The sequence below is a fragment of the Curtobacterium sp. SGAir0471 genome, assembly GCF_005490985.1.
In the GTDB taxonomy this organism is placed as follows: Bacteria; Actinomycetota; Actinomycetes; order Actinomycetales; family Microbacteriaceae; genus Curtobacterium.
Genome location: NZ_CP027869.1, coordinates 275,487 through 290,545, shown reverse-complemented (window position 1 = coordinate 290,545; position 15,059 = coordinate 275,487). Strand labels below are relative to the sequence as shown.

The window sequence follows — 15,059 nt, the reverse complement described above, 5'->3', positions numbered from 1 at the left end:
CGATCGTGCTCCCCGCAGATCATCGAGTCCAACGGATGCTCTTGATGACCGACATCGATCCGATCGATACTCGACGCGTGGAGACGCGCCTGCTGGAACAGTTCGTGACCGTCGCAGCCGAGGGCAGCGTGACCCGCGCTGCGGAGCGGCTCTGGGCGGCGCAGTCGACCGTCTCGGCGGGTATCGCGTCCCTCGAACGTTCGCTCGGCGTGCGCCTGTTCGACCGCACGAGCCGTCGGCTCGTGCTCACCACCGCCGGCGAGGACCTGCTCCCCCACGCCCGGTCCGTGCTCGACTCCCTGGAGCGGATGCGGGACCTCGCGACGGTCGACGACGCCTACCTGCGCGGCCGGGTGCGCCTCGGCATCTTCACGAGCATGGACGTCGTGGACCTGACCGGGGTGCTGCGGCGCTTCCGGCGACGGCACCCCCTCGTGGCGGTCGAGCTGATGACCTCGCCCTCGGGCACGACGGGCCTGGTGCAGGACCTGGTCGCGGGGCGGCTCGACCTGGCGTACACGGGCCTGCCGTCGGTGCCGCCGGGGGTCGTGGTCGAGCCGTTGCGCGAGCTGCCCTTCCGCGTGTTCACCGCCACGGACCACCCGCTCGCGACCCGTCCGTCGGTGTCGCTGGCCGAGCTCGCCGGCGAGCCGTTCGTCGACACCGCGCACGGGTTCGGCAACCGCCTGATCCTCGACGCCGCACTCGAGCGTCTCGGGCTCCGTCGTCGGATCGTCGCGGAGATGAACGACATGCCCGCCGTCGTGCGGTTCGCGTCCGCCGGGCTCGGCGTCGGTGTCGTCCCCGACCCGGGTGTCCGGTACGACGGTGCCGTCCTGGAGTTGGAGGACGAGGTCGAGCCCCTGCGCATCGGCCTGGCGATGCGGTCGACCCCGGAACCGAACCGCGCGACCCGGGCGCTGGCCCGCGACGTCGTCGCGGCCCGCATGCCGTGAGGGCGGGAGGGCGCAGGACCCGACCCACCGGCGGACGGGAGGCGCGATGCGGATCCGCCCCGCGCCTCCCGGCCGTCAGTCCCCCCAGATCTCCCCGACGACCGCGTCGAGCAGGCCGTTGGTCGGGAAGTTGGTCTGCGTGATGGCCACGTAGGTGCCGTCGCGCACGAACAGGGTCGTGACGGTGTCCACCGGGTACGGGTCAGCCCGCCTCGACGTCCGGCAGAGCACGCCCCCGTCCTGGTCGACACACGACATCGAACCCGAGCGCAGCCGGTCGCCACTACCGGGGCGTGCTGCTCCGATGAGCATCTCGAGCCCGGACACGTCCGCCCGCGGATCCCGCCAGACACAGTAGATGTCAGCTCCGGGTTCGGCGACCGTGGCCGCCACGCTGTCCGATCCCGCGATGCCCTCGCCCATCGAGGAGGACCCCTGGACCGGAGTGTCACCGAAGAAGCGGTCGTAGTCCTCCTCGGGCACGGTCGCACGACAGGAGGTCGGGATCGTCGCCACCGCCGCCGCGGTGGGGGTCGCCGTCGGCACCGGGCGCGGGGTCGGCCGACCGGTGATGGGTGCGGAGGTCCGGGTGGTCGCCGACGGAGCCGGGGCGGGTTCCTGCGTCTGCACCGGTGCCGCCACCGGGCGGTCCTGGTGCGACAGGGTGAGGGCCACTGCACCCGATGCGGTTCCCAGCGCGAGCAGGGCGACCACGCCGACGACGATCCCGGTGTGCCCACGACGGCGCTTCGGACGCGGGGTGGCGCGCTCGAGCACGCTCTGCTTCATCGTGACGAGCATGCGCTGCAGCTCGTCGCCCACGGGAGGCTCAGTGTCCATCGTGCATCACCACCTTCTTGAGTCGTCGTCGGTTGCGTGAGACCCGCTGGGTCACCGCGCCGACCGTCAGGCCGAGGGTCTCCGCCGCTTCGGCGTAGGAGCGTCCCTCGAGCAGGCAGAGCTCGCAGATCCGTCGGTCGAGTTCGGGCAGGGCCGCGATCTCGGACCGCACCCACCGCAGCGTCTCGACCGCGTCGGAGTGCTCGACGGGGGCGGCGAGCATCTCGGGCAGCTCGTCGGCGCGGTGCCGCAAGCGCTTCCGGCCCGCGTTCCGCGCGAGGTTGCGGCAGACGACGAGGAGCCAGGGCAGCAGGCTCTCCGCCGGGAGGTCGAGCGTCTCCGCTCGCTGCCAGAGCAGGAGGAACGCGTCCTGCACGACCTCCTCGACGTCGTGCCGGTCGTCGACGATCGCCCACACGTACCGCGTCATCGTCGCGGCGTGACGATCGAAGACCTGCGCCAGCGCAGCCCGGTCACCTGCTGCGAGCGCCCGGACAATCTGCTCGTCCGTCTGCGCGGTCACGTCCATCGCTCACCCCCTTCACCTGAGCGGTGTCGGCCACGCCAGCGATCATGACAGCACGGGGTCGGATCGATGCGGTCGGGCGTGTCGCCCGGCGTGCCGCATGTGCAGACCGCGCGGCACGACGTGCGACGCGCGGCACGACGTGCGCCGGCCGCGGACGCCGTGTCAGTGGAAGTCGTCGCCCTCCGAGCGCTCGCTCGGCGCCTTGTGACCGCCGAGCATGTCGTTGTCGTCCTGGTCGCTCGAGGCCGCGAGCTGCAGCATCGCGAGGATCACGACGACCACGATGAACGCGACCCCGAGGAACACCAGGGCGAGCTCGAGCTCCCGCGTCGAGAAGAGCACGACGACTCCGGTGAAGACCGCGACGACCGCCGAGATCACGAGGAGCTCGGCGGGGCGCAGACGGTCGCGACGGCTGGGGGTGCTCATGCGTGTGGTGCTCCGTCCGGGGCTGCGGCAGGCGCCGTGGTGCCCCACTTGTGCGAGAGTCCGGCGATCACGTGGAAGACCGCCGCGATGGCGAGGTAGGCGCCGAGGAGGCCGACCAGGACCACGGCGGCGTCCAGTGTGCCGGTGACCTGCTCGACCCCGCCGAGCTGCTGCGAGTAGTCCGGCGGCGTCAGCAGGAAGGCGACCGCGAGCAGCAGGGTGAGTCCGCCGATCGTCGTCCAGTCCCGGGCGAACGGCGACCGTCCACGCGCCCGGACACCCTGAGCGAGTTCGAGGGCCCCGGTCAGCACGGCCCAGCCGACGACCACCGTGATGAACGCGGTGAGTCCGACGCCGTTGGTCGCGAGCGCGGCGACGCCAGCCACGAGGGAGACGACCGCCTGGGCCAGCGTCGTCGGACGGGAGCGCTCGTCGAACGGCATCCGGCCGAGCGCGGCCCACGCGAGCACGAGGGCGTCGACGATCACGAACCCGCCGAACAGCAGCAGGCCGTAGCCGGCGGCGTGGTTGGACGAGAAGGTGATGACGAGGGCCACGACCGCGGCTGGGACGGCCCGGAGGACGGGGATCGGCCAGTACCGCGCGCGCTGGCCGGCGTCGTCCACGGAGTCGGACACGGGACCTCTTTCGGGCATGCGGATCGTGGTCCCAGTCTACTGCCGGCGCCCCGGACGTCGGACCGGAGGCGGTCCGGCCCGACGCAGCGCGGCCCGTGGCCGATGGACCGGAGCCGCCGCCGGTCGGGGCAGGACCACCCACGACCGACGGCGGCGTCGTCCGTCACCCGGTGCCCTTCGTCACCCGGCGCCGTTCGTCAGTCGGCATCGTCCGTCACGCGCCGGCGCCGTGCGACCCACCAGCCGCCGACGCCGAGTCCGAGCGCAGCAGCCGCGACGGCGGCGAGCAGCCCGACCCCCTCGGCGCCGGTGTAGGCGAGGGCCCCCGACCCGTTCCCGCGCCCCGGCGTCCGGCCACCGCCCGCCGCCGACGGCTCCGGGGCCGGTGAGCCCGTGGCAGATGAGGTCGGCGTCGCCACCCCGGTGCCGTCGTGGTCGCCACCGTCGTCGCCGCCGTCGTCATGGTCGCCACCGTCGTCGCCGCCGTCGTGATCACCGCCACCGCCGCCGTCGCCGTCGCCGGGCACGACGACACCGATCGACACCCCCGGCGACGGGTCTCCCCCGTCCGGGTCGGTCGGGGAGGTCGCGGTCGCCACGTTCACGACGTCCGACCCGTCACCCGTGTAGTCGGGATCGAGCACGGCGCGGATGCGGAACGAGCGGGTCGCACCGGCCGCCAGGTCCCCGTCCGACCGGCACGTGACGTGCTGCCCCGCTGCGGAGCAGTCGTCGTCCGAGCCGACGAACCGCATCGCCGTCGGCAGGTCGTCGACCACGCCGACCTCGTGCGCGGCATCCGGCCCGCCGTTCCTCGCCGTGACGAGGTACTCGACCTCGTCCCCCGGTGCGATGCCCGTCGAGGGGGACACCGCCTTGTCGGTCGTCAGCTGGGCCACGGGTCGCGGTGCCGCGTCCACGGGGGTCGCCGCCACGGACCGGTTGTCGGACTCGTCGACGTCGGCCAGGGACGCCGGCGGCTCGATGGTCGCGGTGCTCTCGAGCGACCCGGTGGCATCGTCGGCGACCGTGCCCGTCACGGTGACGGTCGCCGACGCACCACGGACCAGGCCGAGCGCAGCGTCGACGTCACCCGTGCCGGCACTCGCGCCGCAGGTGGCGCCGTCGGTCGCGGCGCAGGTCCACGTCACGTCACGGAGACCGTCGGGGACGTCCACGTGCAGTGCACTGGGGTCGGACCCGTTCGGACCGGCGTCGGTCGCGGTGACGGTGTACGTGAACGACTGCCCCGGCTGCGCTGAAGCGGGGAGGTCCTGCGTGACGCCGAGGTCGACGGGCTGGGTGACCCGGACCTCGTCGATCTCGTGGACGTCGACGTGGCTGCCGGTCGCCGCCGAGAACCCCAGTCGCAGCGTGTCCGGCAGCGGTGCCTGCCCCTGGCCGTGGAGCGGGACGCGGTCGAGGACGGACTGCAGCACGCCTCGGTCCTCGAGTCGGACGGTCATGAACAGTTCCCCGCTCGTCCCCGGCACGAGGCTGATCCGGACGCGCCGCGTCGACGGACCCTGCGTGAGGGTCCCGCCCGGCGCCGGCCTCCCCTCGACGTACCGGTACCCGGTGGTGCCGTCGCCGGAGCCCCGCACGACGATCGAGTCCGGTCGTTGCCCCGGACCCGATCCGTTGATGTCCTGCGAGAAGTTGCCGTAGTGGTCGACCGCGACGGCTGCGAAGCCACCCGGTACCCCGGGGAGGTCGCACGGCGGGCCGCCGCCCTGCGTGGCCTCCGCTCGACAGGCGTACCCGAGCGCTGCGCCGAAGGCACCGACGCCCTGCGGTGCACGGCCGTCCGCCAGGAAGAGGAGCAGCCCGTCCGCTCCCGTCTCCCCCGTGTCGTTGTACATGGCGTAGGAGAACTCGATGTCGAGTCCGAGGTCCGACCGGAAGGTGTCGTCCGTCGACCAGGCGCCGGCCTGGTCGGTCGTCTGGTCCGTGAGGCGGAGGCGTCCGTCCACGACCTGCGCATCACCGCTCAGGGTCCCGCCGGCCGCGGAGTCGAAGCGGTCGACGTAGGGGAAGGCGAGGTCGTCTGCCGAGGAGCTCGACGGCAGGAGCGCGGGCGCCGCGAGGACGGCCAGGGCCACGAGACCGCCGGTGAGGGCGCCACGCGGGCGACGTCGGCGGCCGCGTCGGCAGTCGGGATGGACCGTTGTCGGGATCGAGGTGTCTGTCATGCCCCGATCGTCGCGAGCAGGGCGCCCTCGTCAGTGGCCGTCGGCCGAGACTGGGGAGAACGAGCCCTCGGAGCGGGGATGTGGAGGGATGCAGCTGCTCATCCGAGCCACACCGTGGTCTCGCCCGGCAGCAGGCCGTCGCACGCGTCGAGCGGTCCGGACGCCAGCAGCACCCGACCGGACGGCATCGGCACCGGAGCCGTCCCGAGGTTCGACACCGAGCGCCATCCGTCGTGCCGGGCGAACGCCACGACCTCGTCACCGGCGTCGAGCCACGCCAGCTCCTCGCCGCGCTGCAGCCGTCGTCTGGTGGTCGTCGCCAGCCGGTAGAGGGACAGCGTCGAGTCGGGGTCGCCGTCCTCGGCCTCGACCGACGAGTCCCCGAAGTCAGCGGGCTGCGGCAGGTGCGGCGCGACGTCCCCGAAACCGAACGACGGACCGCTCCGGGTCCACGGGATCGGGACACGGCACCCGTCCCGACCCTTCACGGCGTGGCCGGTGCGGAGCCACTTCGGGTCCTGCAGCAGCTCGTGCGGGATCGCCGGGGCCTCGTGCAGGCCGAGCTCCTCGCCCTGGTACAGGTACGTCGAGCCCGGGAGCGCCAGGACCAGCAGCGTCGCCGCACGCGCCCGCCGTTCCCCGCGCTGCCGGTCGAGCTCGGGCTCGGTGCCGTCGGTGAGCAGCCAGGCGTCGGTGTCCGTGCCGTCCGGCAGGCCGTAGCGCGTGGCGTGCCGGACGACGTCGTGGTTCGACAGCACCCACGTCGAGGACGCCCCGGACTCGGCCGACATGGCGAGGTTCCGCTCGATGATCTCCCGGAAGGCCCGGGCGTCGTACGGCGCCTCGAGCAGGTCGAAGTTGAACGCCTGCCCGAGCTCGGTCGGACGGGCGTAGAGCACGCGGCGGGGCGCGGGGGCCCAGGCCTCGGCGATCGCAGCACGGGGAGGGTCGTACTCGTCGAGCACGGAGCGCCAGGTCGCGAAGATCTCGTGCACCTCGTCGCGGTCGTACAGCGGGTCCGAGCCGTCGAGCGGCAGGGCCTTCTCGTTCGAGGGCCGGTAGGGCGTCGACAGGTCCTTCGCGAGCCCGTGCGCGACGTCGACCCGGAAGCCGTCGACCCCGCGGTCGGACCACGACCGCAGCGTGTGCTCGAAGTCCGCGCGGACCTCCGGGTTCGACCAGTCGAGGTCGGGCTGCTCCGGTGCGAACAGGTGGAGGTACCACTGCCCGTCCGGCACCCGCGTCCACGCACTGCCGCCGAAGTTCGACACCCAGTCGCTCGGCGGCAGCTCGCCGGACTCCCCGGCTCCGTCGCGGAACACGTACCGTGCACGCTCGGGCGAACCCGGTTCGGCGGCCAGCGCCCGGCGGAACCACTCGTGCTGGTCGGACGTGTGGTTCGGCACGACGTCGACGATCACGCGGATGTCGTGCTCGTGCGCGGTGCGGATGAACGAGTCGACGTCGTCGAGCGTGCCGAGGCGCGGGTCGACGTCGCGGTAGTCCGCGACGTCGTACCCACCGTCGGCGAGCGGCGACGGGTAGAAGGGCGAGAGCCACACGGCGTCGACCCCGAGCGACGCCAGGTACGGCACGCGGCTGGTGATGCCGGCGATGTCGCCGAGGCCGTCCGCGTCGGTGTCCGCGAAGCTGCGCGGGTACACCTGGTAGACGACGGCCTGGCGCCACCAGTCCGGGTCGGTCGTGCGCGGGCTGCTGGCGGGCGTCCGAGGGGTGCTCACCCGGCCAACCTACCCAGCTCGGTCCGGAGGGAATGCAGCGTCCAGGAACCGCATTGGTCGTCCCGGACACCATTTGCGTGACCGAACGGTCACGGAGAGAAGGGAAGACCCATGACGAACGTCCTCGTCCTCGTCGGCAGCCTGCGCGCCGGCTCGATCAACCGGAAGCTCGCCGAGGCAGCCGAGCAGCACGCTCCCGAGGGGATCACGCTCACCACGTTCGACGGCATCGTCGACCTGCCCTTCTACAACGAGGACATCGACGGCGACACCCCGCCGACTGCCGCCGTTGCCTTCCGTGACGCCGTCGCCGCCGCGGACGCCGTCCTGCTCGTCACACCCGAGTACAACGGCACGATGCCCGCCGTGCTGAAGAACGCGCTCGACTGGGGCTCGCGTCCGTTCGGCGCCTCGCCGCTGTCCGGCAAGCCGCTCGCCGTCATCGGCTCGGCCTTCGGTCAGTACGGCGGCGTGTGGGCGCACGACGACGCCCGCAAGTCGGCGGGCATCGCCGGCGCGAAGGTCCTGGAGGACGTCAAGGTCGCCATCCCGCAGTCGGTCGTCCGGTTCGCCGAGACCCACCCGCGCGAGGACGCCGAGGTCGTCGACCTCGTGCAGGGCGCGCTCCGCGCCCTGGCCGACGCGGCGGACGAGCGCGTCGCGGCCTGAGCCGACCGGTCGCGTCACGCGACCACAGGACGGACGGGAGGCGCGGTGCCGGGTGGTACCGCGCCTCCCGTCCGTCGATCAGGACGTCACGACCCGTCCTCAGCACCTGGATCCGCTAGGTGGTCGAGATACCAGACGGGTTACCCTGAACGACATGTCGACGCAGGAGATCACGGAGGCGTCGGGGTACTGGTTCCCCGACGACGACGCCACCCAGCGCGGTGTCGCCGTGCTGAACGCCCTGCGCCGCTACCGAGCGGCCGAGACCGCGATGCGGCGGCGGACCCGTGACTCGATGGGCATGGGCGAGACCGACCTGCTCGCCGTCCGCTACCTGCTGCAGGCCCAGCGCGCCGGACGGATCGTCAAGCCGAAGGACCTGGCCGCGTACCTGAAGATCTCGTCGGCCTCGACCACGATCCTGATCGACCGGCTCGTGAAGTCGAACCACGTCCGTCGCGACCCGCACCCCACCGACCGTCGCGCCCTCGTGATCACCCCGACGACCGAGACCGACGACGAGGTCCGGGCCACCCTCGGCGTCATGCACCGGCGGATGATGTCCATCGCCGAGGGCCTGTCCGCCGCCGACGCCCGCGTCATCGCGTCCTTCCTCGAGCGGATGCGCGACGCCGTCGACCAGGTGGACCCCGCACCGGAGCACTGAGCAGGTCGGCACCACGGGGGACGCCCGGGTGCACGTGCACTGAGAGCGCGCACCGCGCGACCGCGTAGACCGGAAGGGTCACCGATCGCGAAAGGAGCCGATCATGCACGCATCGGACAAGCTCGCCGCCAACCTCCAGGCGGTCCTCGTGGACCTCATCGACCTGCACGTGCAGGGCAAGCAGGCCCACTGGAACATCCTCGGGACCAACTTCCGCGACCTCCACCTGCAGCTCGACGAGATCGTCGACGCCGCCCGTGAGTTCGCCGACGACACCGCCGAGCGCATGCGCGCGCTCTACGCCGTGCCGGACGGGCGCTCGGCCACCGTGGCGCAGTCGAGCCACCTCGACCCGTTCCCGGAGGGCGAGGTCTCGACGCACGACGCCATCGACCTGGTGACCCTGCGCCTCTACCAGGCCACGGGCACCATGCGCGACGTGCACGACGAGGTCGACGACGAGGACCCGACGACCGCGGACCTGCTCCACGGCTTCATCGAGCGCCTCGAGCAGCTCGCCTGGATGGTCTCCGCCGAGAACCGCGCCCCGCGCACGCCCCTCGCGGCGGCGACGAGCCCGGCGACCGCCGAAGCCTCCACCGCCTCCTGACCGTGGACCTCGGGATCCGGGGCAGGACCGCCCTGGTCTTCGGTGGCGACTCCGGCATCGGCTGGAACACGGCTCGCATCCTCCTGGCGGAGGGTGCGACCGTGGTCGTCACCGATCTCGACCAGGGCCGCCTCGACACCAGCGCCGACCAGCTCGAGGCGCCGCACGGCAAGCTGTTCGCCTTCGCCGCGGACGTGACGAAGGCCGAGTCCCTCGCCGCGCTGCACGACAAGGTGCGCGACGCCGTCGGCGAGATCGACATCCTCGTGCAGTCCTCCGGCATCACGGGCGCGCAGGGGATGTTCCACGAGATCGACGAGCAGGGCTGGCTCGACACCATCGACGTCGACCTGATGGGACCGGTGCGGATCACGCGCGAGTTCATCGGCGACCTGCGGAACGGCGGCTGGGGTCGCATCGTCTACCTCGTCTCCGAGGACGCCTCGCAGCCGTACGACGACGAACTGCCGTACTGCGCCGCGAAAGCCGGCGTGCTCTCGTTCGCGAAGGGCCTGTCGCGGTCGTACGCCTCCGAGGGGCTGCTGGTGAACACCGTGAGCCCGGCCTTCATCCACACGCCGATGACCGACGCGATGATGGACGAGCGCGCGAAGGAGCAGGGGACCTCGTTCGACGAGGCGATCTCGAGCTTCCTCGACGAGCAGCGTCCGTACATGGAGCTCGGTCGCCGCGGGGAGCCCGAGGAGGTCGCGAACGTCGTCGCCTTCCTCTGCTCTGACCTGGCGAGCTTCGTCAACGGGTCGAACTACCGGGTCGACTCCGGCTCGGTCGCCACCATCTAGGAGAACCATGACCGACTTCCGCTACCTGATCGTCGGAGGCGGGATGGTGGCCGACGCCGCTGCCCGCGGGATCCGCGAGATCGACGCCGACGGCTCGATCGGCATCATCAGCGAGGAGACCGACCGCCCGTACGCCCGTCCGGCACTGTCGAAGAAGCTCTGGACCGACCCGGAGTTCAGCTGGGACGAGAAGGTCGACCTGCACACCGAGGAGACCGGCGCGACGTTCGTGCTCGGGACCAGGGTGACGGCGATCGACCGCCAGGCGAAGACCGTGACGACGGACGACGGCCAGACCCACGGCTACGAGCGCCTGCTGCTCGCCACCGGCGGGAAGCCACGCAGCCTGCCGGGCCTCTCGCCCTCGACGCGGGTCCTCGACTACCGCAGCGCCGACGACTACCGCCGGCTCCGCGAGCTCGCCGACGCCGGCGCGCACGTCGCCGTCGTCGGCGGCAGCTACATCGGCACCGAGATCGCCGCGGGCATCGTGCAGAACGGCGCCCGGGTGACCCTGGTCACGCCGGACGAGGTCCTCGGCGGACACATGTTCCCGGACGACCTCGCGCGCGCGTTCCAGCAGCGGTTCGTCGACCACAGTGTCGAGCTCCGTACCGGGAGCCGTGTCGAGCAGGGCACGGAGTCGGACGACGGGGTGTCCCTGACGCTCGACGACGGATCGGTCCTGGAGGCCGACGCGGTCGTCGCCGGACTCGGCATCGAGCCGCAGACGCAGCTCGCCGCCGACGCCGGTCTCACCGTGCGCGACGGCATCGTGGTGTCGTCGACGCTCGTGACCGACGACGAGTCGGTGTTCGCCGCGGGCGACGTCGCCGAGTACCCGGACCGCATCCTCGGCACGCGTCGGGTCGAGCACGTCGACAACGCGAAGGAGCAGGGCCGTCAGGTCGGGCGGAACCTCGCCGACGCGGACGAGACCTACGACCACACGCCGATGTTCTACTCGAACGTGTTCGACACGGGCTACGAGGCCGTCGGACAGGTCTCGACCGAGCTGCAGACCGTCGAGGACTGGCAGGAACCCCTGACCACCGGCGTCGTCTACTACCTGGACGACGACGACACGGTCCGCGGCGTGCTGCTCTGGAACGTCTCCGACAAGACCGACGATGCACGCAAGGTGCTCGCCGACGCGCACGGTCTGACGCGGGACATGCTGCCGGGGCGCATCACCCCGTGACGTTCGCGTCGGCTCCGTGAGTGTGCCGCGGGAGCGACAGTGTCCGCCCGGAGTCCGGGCGGACACTGTCGCTCTCGCGGTTCTGACGGGGCCCACCACCCTCCGCGACGCACGTCAGTGCTGGTCGTTCCCGTGCTGGTCGCGCACCTCGGGTGCGACGTCGTCGACCACCTCGCGACGGTCGTCCGGGTCGACCGGGATCCCGTCGCCGTCCGCCATCGCGACCGCGTGCGCGGACTTCGCCCGCTCCAGCTGCTCGTCGTCGCCCTTCGCCATGCCGAACAGCTCGATGAAGCGCGACTTCACCACCAGCCAGGCGTCCTTCGGGCCGAGCCGCGCGAGGTCGGACGACGTCGTGTCGTCGCGCACCCGCTGCAGCGAGCCGACCCCGCGGTCGGTGATCCGCCCGTCGACGAGCGCCACGGCGAGCCGGGCGACCGCGTCCGCCTGCGCGTGCATGACCGAGTGGGCACCGTCTACGACCTCGCGCAGCACCGCGTGCGGGAACACCCGCGCCAGCGACCGGACCCAGTCGCGCGGCACCAGGGCGTCGTGCTCCCCGCGGACGATGAGCGTGCGGGCCTGCACCTCGGCGGCGCGGTCCTCGATCGGGAACGCGATCATCCGGGGCAGCACCTTCCGGAACCAGTGCCAGCCGCACAGCGCGTACGCGGTTATCCCGTGCCAGCGGACCGCGGCGGGCTCGTGGAGGGACGACCGCAGGAAGCGGAACGCCGACGTCGGGATGCTCCTGGCGCGACTGTCGACCACCGGGCTGATGAGCACGAGGTCGCGGATGTGCGGGTTGCGCGCAGCCACCTCGGTGACCACCTGTGTGCCCATCGAGTGGCCGACGAGCACCGGGTCCTCGAGCCGCAGCTCACGGATGACCTGCTCGACGGCGTCCGCGTACCGCTCGATCGACACCGCGCCTCGGAACCGCGGGACCCCGGCGAAGCCCGGCAGGTCGAGGGCGTGCACCGGGCCGTTCTCGTTGAGGTGCGGCGCGAGTCGCTCGTAGTAGGTGGCGGCGATCCCGAGCCCCGCCACGAGGACGAACGCCCGGTCGCCGGGGTGCCCGATCGAGCTGACGCGGACGTAGGTGCCGTCGACGGCGATCCGGTCCACCTCGACCTGCACGTCGGCGTCCTCGGCGCGCGCCAGCGCACCGGCGGGGTCGGGAGCGGGCGGTGGGTTCCGGTCGTCCTGTTCGTCCACGGGGCCTCCTGGGATCGGCGACCTCCTACGGTACCCGCGGTTCAGCCGCCGAACGCGGACGCCGGAGCGCCGTGCACCCGTGTGGGCACCGCGAAGACCGCGCCGGAGTGCGGGTACTGCTCGAGCTGTTCCTCGGTGCTGTTCTCCCGCGCGGTACCGACGAAGAGCGTCGACCGGTCCGGGCCACCGAAGGCCACCGACGTGACGTTCGGCGCCGGTACCTCGACGGTCTCGAGGTGCCGGCCCTCGGCGTCCCACCGCTCCACGCGACCAGCCCCGTAGACCGCCGTCCAGAAGCAGCCCTCGTCGTCGCGCACCAGTCCGTCGTGCGCAGCGCCGCTGACGAACGGCTCGAGCTCGCCGAGATCGCCCTCGGGGCCGTACGAGCCGCGGTAGATCGTCGAGGTGCTCGTGTCCGTGACGTACATGACGCTGCCGTCGGGCGACCACTCGATGCCGTTCGTCACGCCGAAGCCGCCGCGGAGCACCCGTGTCGTGCCGTCGGGCTCGATCGAGTACAGCGCTCCCGCGGGGTCCTGGTCCGAGAGGTCCATGCTGCCGACGAGGAACCGGCCGAACGGGTCGCACTTGCCCTCGTTGAACCGCATCTCGGTGGTCGCGTGGTGCACCCGGACCAGTTCGCGCTCGACCACGCCGTGCTCGTCGGTGAGCACCACCGTGTCGCCGAGTGCCGCGACGAACCCGCCGGTGGCGCGGGGCTGGAAGCTCGCCAGGGGCGGCGGCAGCGCGACGCTCGACTCGACCGTGCCGTCCGCGCGGGCGGTGGTGAGCAGCCCGAGGGTGATGTCCGTCCAGCGGAGCCGCTCCGTGGTCGGATCCCAGACGATGCTCTCCGCGAGCACGGCCTGTTCGTCGCAGAAGACGGTCACGGGCCCGGTCACGGCGTCGGTGTGCATGCGTCCCCGTCTACCGGGGGCGGCGTGCACGGCCTACCAGCGAAATGCGGAGCATTCACGGCCGAGGGACCCCGAGTGGCACGTTCGACGGGTGATCTGTCCACTGCACGCCTGGGGCGACGAGAGCATCCGGTCGACGGGCTGGAGCGGTCCCGCGTACCTCCTCGGGGCGTCCGTCGTCGACACCGACGACGCGGCGACGACGCGGGAGACGCTGCGGACGCTCCGACCGACGCGAGGCAAGCTGCACTGGCACGACCTCGGCCACCGCGAACGAGATCGGGTCGAGACCGCGATCGCCGCGCTGCCCGCACGACACCTCGTCGTCATCGGCATGCCGACCGATCTCCGGCGGGAGGAACGCGCCAGAGCCGTCTGCCTCGAGCGCCTCGGGTGGGAACTCGCCGTCCTCGGCGTCTCGGTCCTGACGCTCGAGCGTCGAGCAGCAGCGCTGGACACCCGTGATCTCCGCGTCGTCGAGGCGCTCCGCGGACGACGAGTGATCCCCTCGTCGCTGCGGATCGAGCACGGCGATCCACGCTGCGAGCCGCTGCTGTGGTTGCCGGACCAGGTCCTCGGTGCCATCGGACGAGCGGTCACCGATGCCCGGCCCCTACCGGTACCCCTGGCGAGCGTCGTCCAGACGTTCGAGGTCGAGCCCTGACGCGCGGACGACCCACGGACAGCGCTGGAGCCGGGACCTGGTATACCCCAGGTGCACCGGCTCCGACTTCTCATCCCCCCAGCAGGAGGCGAGCTGCTTCCAACATATCAGAGGCGCGCGAAGCGGGCGCGGAAGAAGCTCCAGACGCCGTAGGCCAGGAAGGCGACGCCGATCGCGACGAGCAGCACCGACCCGGCGGGGAGCTGTCGCACCGCGTCGAAGGCCCCGTCGAGGCCGGTCGCCTGGCCGGGATCGCTCCGGAAGCCCGCCACCGCGATGAGCACGCCGACGACGACCACCGCCAGGCCCTTGCCGACGTACCCGACGACGGCGAGCACGGTGACCGGTCGGTCCAGGCTCCGCGGCGGTCGGACGATGTGCTTCCGGAACGAGCGACGGCACCCGATGACGACGAGTCCGATGCCGATCGCGATCGCGACGGCCGCCGCGGCGAGCAGCAGGAACACCCCACCGGGCGTCGCGAGCGCCTGGGCGGCGGCGCTCCGGCTCGATCCGCTCGAGCTCTTCCCCACGCCGAGCGCGAACGTCGCGGCGGAGTACGACACGACGCCGTACACGATCGCCTTGCCGGCGTCCTTCGCCCGGGCCGCCCACCCGCGCGCGCTGTCGGACCGGCCGCCGACGACGGCCTCGAGCAGGAGCCGCAGGGTGAGCGCGGCGGTCCCGACGGCGACGGCCCAGAGCAGGACCACACCGCCGGGCACCTTCGCGAGCTGCTCGAGCGCACCGGACTGGTCGGTCTCGCTGCCCGAGGAGGCGTTCCCGAAGCCGAGGAGCACGACCAGGTAGCCGATGAGCAGGTGGACGACACCGCTGCCGACGTAGCCGGCCCGCGCCGTCAGCTCGAACCACCTGCTGTCGGCGACGCGCCGCGCCTGCCGTCCGGTCTCGCGTGCCGCTCGTTCCGCCTGGTCGCTCATCCCCTCGAGCCTGCCCGCCGCACGGTCCGCTGTCCGCCGCGGT

The 15,059-nt window shown here is 72.3% G+C and carries 16 protein-coding genes; 7 read left to right on the top strand and 9 right to left on the bottom strand.

Going from position 1 to position 15,059, the window contains the following annotated elements; translation table 11 throughout:
- Positions 1–44: 44 nt before the first annotated feature.
- A complete protein-coding gene (locus tag C1N91_RS01495; RefSeq protein WP_175415853.1) occupies positions 45–956 on the top strand; it encodes a LysR family transcriptional regulator in 912 nt (303 codons plus the stop codon).
- A gap of 75 nt (positions 957–1,031) precedes the next feature.
- On the opposite strand, the gene C1N91_RS01490 is transcribed toward C1N91_RS01495, so the two are convergent.
- The 6 genes from C1N91_RS01490 to C1N91_RS01465 all read right to left on the bottom strand — a co-directional run bounded on the left by C1N91_RS01490 (position 1,032) and on the right by C1N91_RS01465 (position 7,326).
- Positions 1,032–1,796, bottom strand: coding sequence for a hypothetical protein (locus tag C1N91_RS01490; RefSeq protein WP_137766302.1), 765 nt, complete (start codon positions 1,794–1,796; stop codon positions 1,032–1,034).
- Positions 1,786–2,325, bottom strand: a complete 540-nt coding sequence (locus C1N91_RS01485) for an RNA polymerase sigma factor (RefSeq protein ID WP_137766301.1) — start codon at positions 2,323–2,325, stop codon at positions 1,786–1,788. The genes C1N91_RS01490 and C1N91_RS01485 overlap by 11 nt, the downstream gene beginning before the upstream one ends.
- Positions 2,326–2,487: 162 nt before the next feature.
- The gene (locus C1N91_RS01480; RefSeq protein WP_058727691.1) at positions 2,488–2,754 is read right to left on the bottom strand and encodes a hypothetical protein; all 267 of its coding nucleotides are present in this window, start codon (positions 2,752–2,754) and stop codon (positions 2,488–2,490) included.
- Entirely contained in the window at positions 2,751–3,392 is a 642-nt protein-coding gene (locus C1N91_RS01475) for a DUF308 domain-containing protein (protein WP_254678300.1), read from the bottom strand. The genes C1N91_RS01480 and C1N91_RS01475 overlap by 4 nt, the downstream gene beginning before the upstream one ends.
- A 197-nt stretch (positions 3,393–3,589) precedes the next feature.
- A complete protein-coding gene (locus C1N91_RS01470; RefSeq protein WP_137766299.1) occupies positions 3,590–5,584 on the bottom strand; it encodes a lectin-like domain-containing protein in 1,995 nt (664 codons plus the stop codon).
- A gap of 98 nt (positions 5,585–5,682) precedes the next feature.
- Positions 5,683–7,326: a glycoside hydrolase family 13 protein gene (locus C1N91_RS01465; RefSeq protein ID WP_137766298.1), complete on the bottom strand. Its 1,644-nt coding sequence runs from the start codon at positions 7,324–7,326 to the stop codon at positions 5,683–5,685.
- Positions 7,327–7,437: 111 nt separating this feature from the next.
- Here C1N91_RS01465 and C1N91_RS01460 point away from each other — a divergent pair, with 111 nt between their 5' ends.
- From C1N91_RS01460 to C1N91_RS01440, 5 genes are all read left to right on the top strand, one after another.
- The gene (locus C1N91_RS01460) at positions 7,438–7,995 is read left to right on the top strand and encodes an NADPH-dependent FMN reductase (RefSeq protein ID WP_137766297.1); all 558 of its coding nucleotides are present in this window, start codon (positions 7,438–7,440) and stop codon (positions 7,993–7,995) included.
- 154 nt (positions 7,996–8,149) lie between these two features.
- Entirely contained in the window at positions 8,150–8,662 is a 513-nt protein-coding gene (locus C1N91_RS01455; RefSeq protein WP_137766296.1) for a MarR family winged helix-turn-helix transcriptional regulator, read from the top strand.
- A gap of 103 nt (positions 8,663–8,765) precedes the next feature.
- Positions 8,766–9,272 carry a Dps family protein gene (locus tag C1N91_RS01450; RefSeq protein WP_137766295.1) on the top strand — a complete coding sequence of 169 codons (507 nt, stop codon included), beginning with the start codon at positions 8,766–8,768 and terminating at the stop codon, positions 9,270–9,272.
- A gap of 2 nt (positions 9,273–9,274) precedes the next feature.
- Positions 9,275–10,075 (top strand): SDR family NAD(P)-dependent oxidoreductase, encoded by an 801-nt coding sequence (locus tag C1N91_RS01445; RefSeq protein WP_137766294.1) that lies wholly within the window; start codon positions 9,275–9,277, stop codon positions 10,073–10,075.
- A gap of 7 nt (positions 10,076–10,082) precedes the next feature.
- Positions 10,083–11,276: an NAD(P)/FAD-dependent oxidoreductase gene (locus C1N91_RS01440; protein ID WP_137766293.1), complete on the top strand. Its 1,194-nt coding sequence runs from the start codon at positions 10,083–10,085 to the stop codon at positions 11,274–11,276.
- 114 nt (positions 11,277–11,390) lie between these two features.
- Here C1N91_RS01440 and C1N91_RS01435 read toward each other — a convergent pair whose 3' ends face one another.
- Both C1N91_RS01435 and C1N91_RS01430 read right to left on the bottom strand, forming a co-directional pair.
- Positions 11,391–12,494, bottom strand: coding sequence for an alpha/beta fold hydrolase (locus C1N91_RS01435; RefSeq protein ID WP_175415852.1), 1,104 nt, complete (start codon positions 12,492–12,494; stop codon positions 11,391–11,393).
- A 41-nt stretch (positions 12,495–12,535) separates the two neighbouring features.
- Positions 12,536–13,411 (bottom strand): SMP-30/gluconolactonase/LRE family protein, encoded by an 876-nt coding sequence (locus C1N91_RS01430; RefSeq protein ID WP_137766291.1) that lies wholly within the window; start codon positions 13,409–13,411, stop codon positions 12,536–12,538.
- Between the two features lie 91 nt (positions 13,412–13,502).
- On the opposite strand from C1N91_RS01430, the gene C1N91_RS01425 reads away from it, so the two are divergent.
- Positions 13,503–14,075 carry a hypothetical protein gene (locus tag C1N91_RS01425; RefSeq protein WP_137766290.1) on the top strand — a complete coding sequence of 191 codons (573 nt, stop codon included), beginning with the start codon at positions 13,503–13,505 and terminating at the stop codon, positions 14,073–14,075.
- A gap of 107 nt (positions 14,076–14,182) precedes the next feature.
- Here the strand turns inward: C1N91_RS01425 and C1N91_RS01420 are convergent, their stop codons facing one another.
- Positions 14,183–15,016, bottom strand: coding sequence for a DUF1206 domain-containing protein (locus C1N91_RS01420; RefSeq protein ID WP_137766289.1), 834 nt, complete (start codon positions 15,014–15,016; stop codon positions 14,183–14,185).
- Positions 15,017–15,059 lie beyond the last annotated feature (43 nt).

Bases quoted from the DNA above. Each gene is read 5' to 3' on its own strand.
- C1N91_RS01495 (WP_175415853.1), top strand. From the start codon at position 45: ATGACCGACATCGATCCGATCGATACTCGACGCGTGGAGACGCGCCTG.
- C1N91_RS01490 (WP_137766302.1), bottom strand. From the start codon at position 1,796: ATGGACACTGAGCCTCCCGTGGGCGACGAGCTGCAGCGCATGCTCGTC.
- C1N91_RS01485 (WP_137766301.1), bottom strand. From the start codon at position 2,325: ATGGACGTGACCGCGCAGACGGACGAGCAGATTGTCCGGGCGCTCGCA.
- C1N91_RS01480 (WP_058727691.1), bottom strand. From the start codon at position 2,754: ATGAGCACCCCCAGCCGTCGCGACCGTCTGCGCCCCGCCGAGCTCCTC.
- C1N91_RS01470 (WP_137766299.1), bottom strand. From the start codon at position 5,584: ATGACAGACACCTCGATCCCGACAACGGTCCATCCCGACTGCCGACGC.
- C1N91_RS01460 (WP_137766297.1), top strand. From the start codon at position 7,438: ATGACGAACGTCCTCGTCCTCGTCGGCAGCCTGCGCGCCGGCTCGATC.
- C1N91_RS01455 (WP_137766296.1), top strand. From the start codon at position 8,150: ATGTCGACGCAGGAGATCACGGAGGCGTCGGGGTACTGGTTCCCCGAC.
- C1N91_RS01450 (WP_137766295.1), top strand. From the start codon at position 8,766: ATGCACGCATCGGACAAGCTCGCCGCCAACCTCCAGGCGGTCCTCGTG.
- C1N91_RS01440 (WP_137766293.1), top strand. From the start codon at position 10,083: ATGACCGACTTCCGCTACCTGATCGTCGGAGGCGGGATGGTGGCCGAC.
- C1N91_RS01430 (WP_137766291.1), bottom strand. From the start codon at position 13,411: ATGCACACCGACGCCGTGACCGGGCCCGTGACCGTCTTCTGCGACGAA.
- C1N91_RS01420 (WP_137766289.1), bottom strand. From the start codon at position 15,016: ATGAGCGACCAGGCGGAACGAGCGGCACGCGAGACCGGACGGCAGGCG.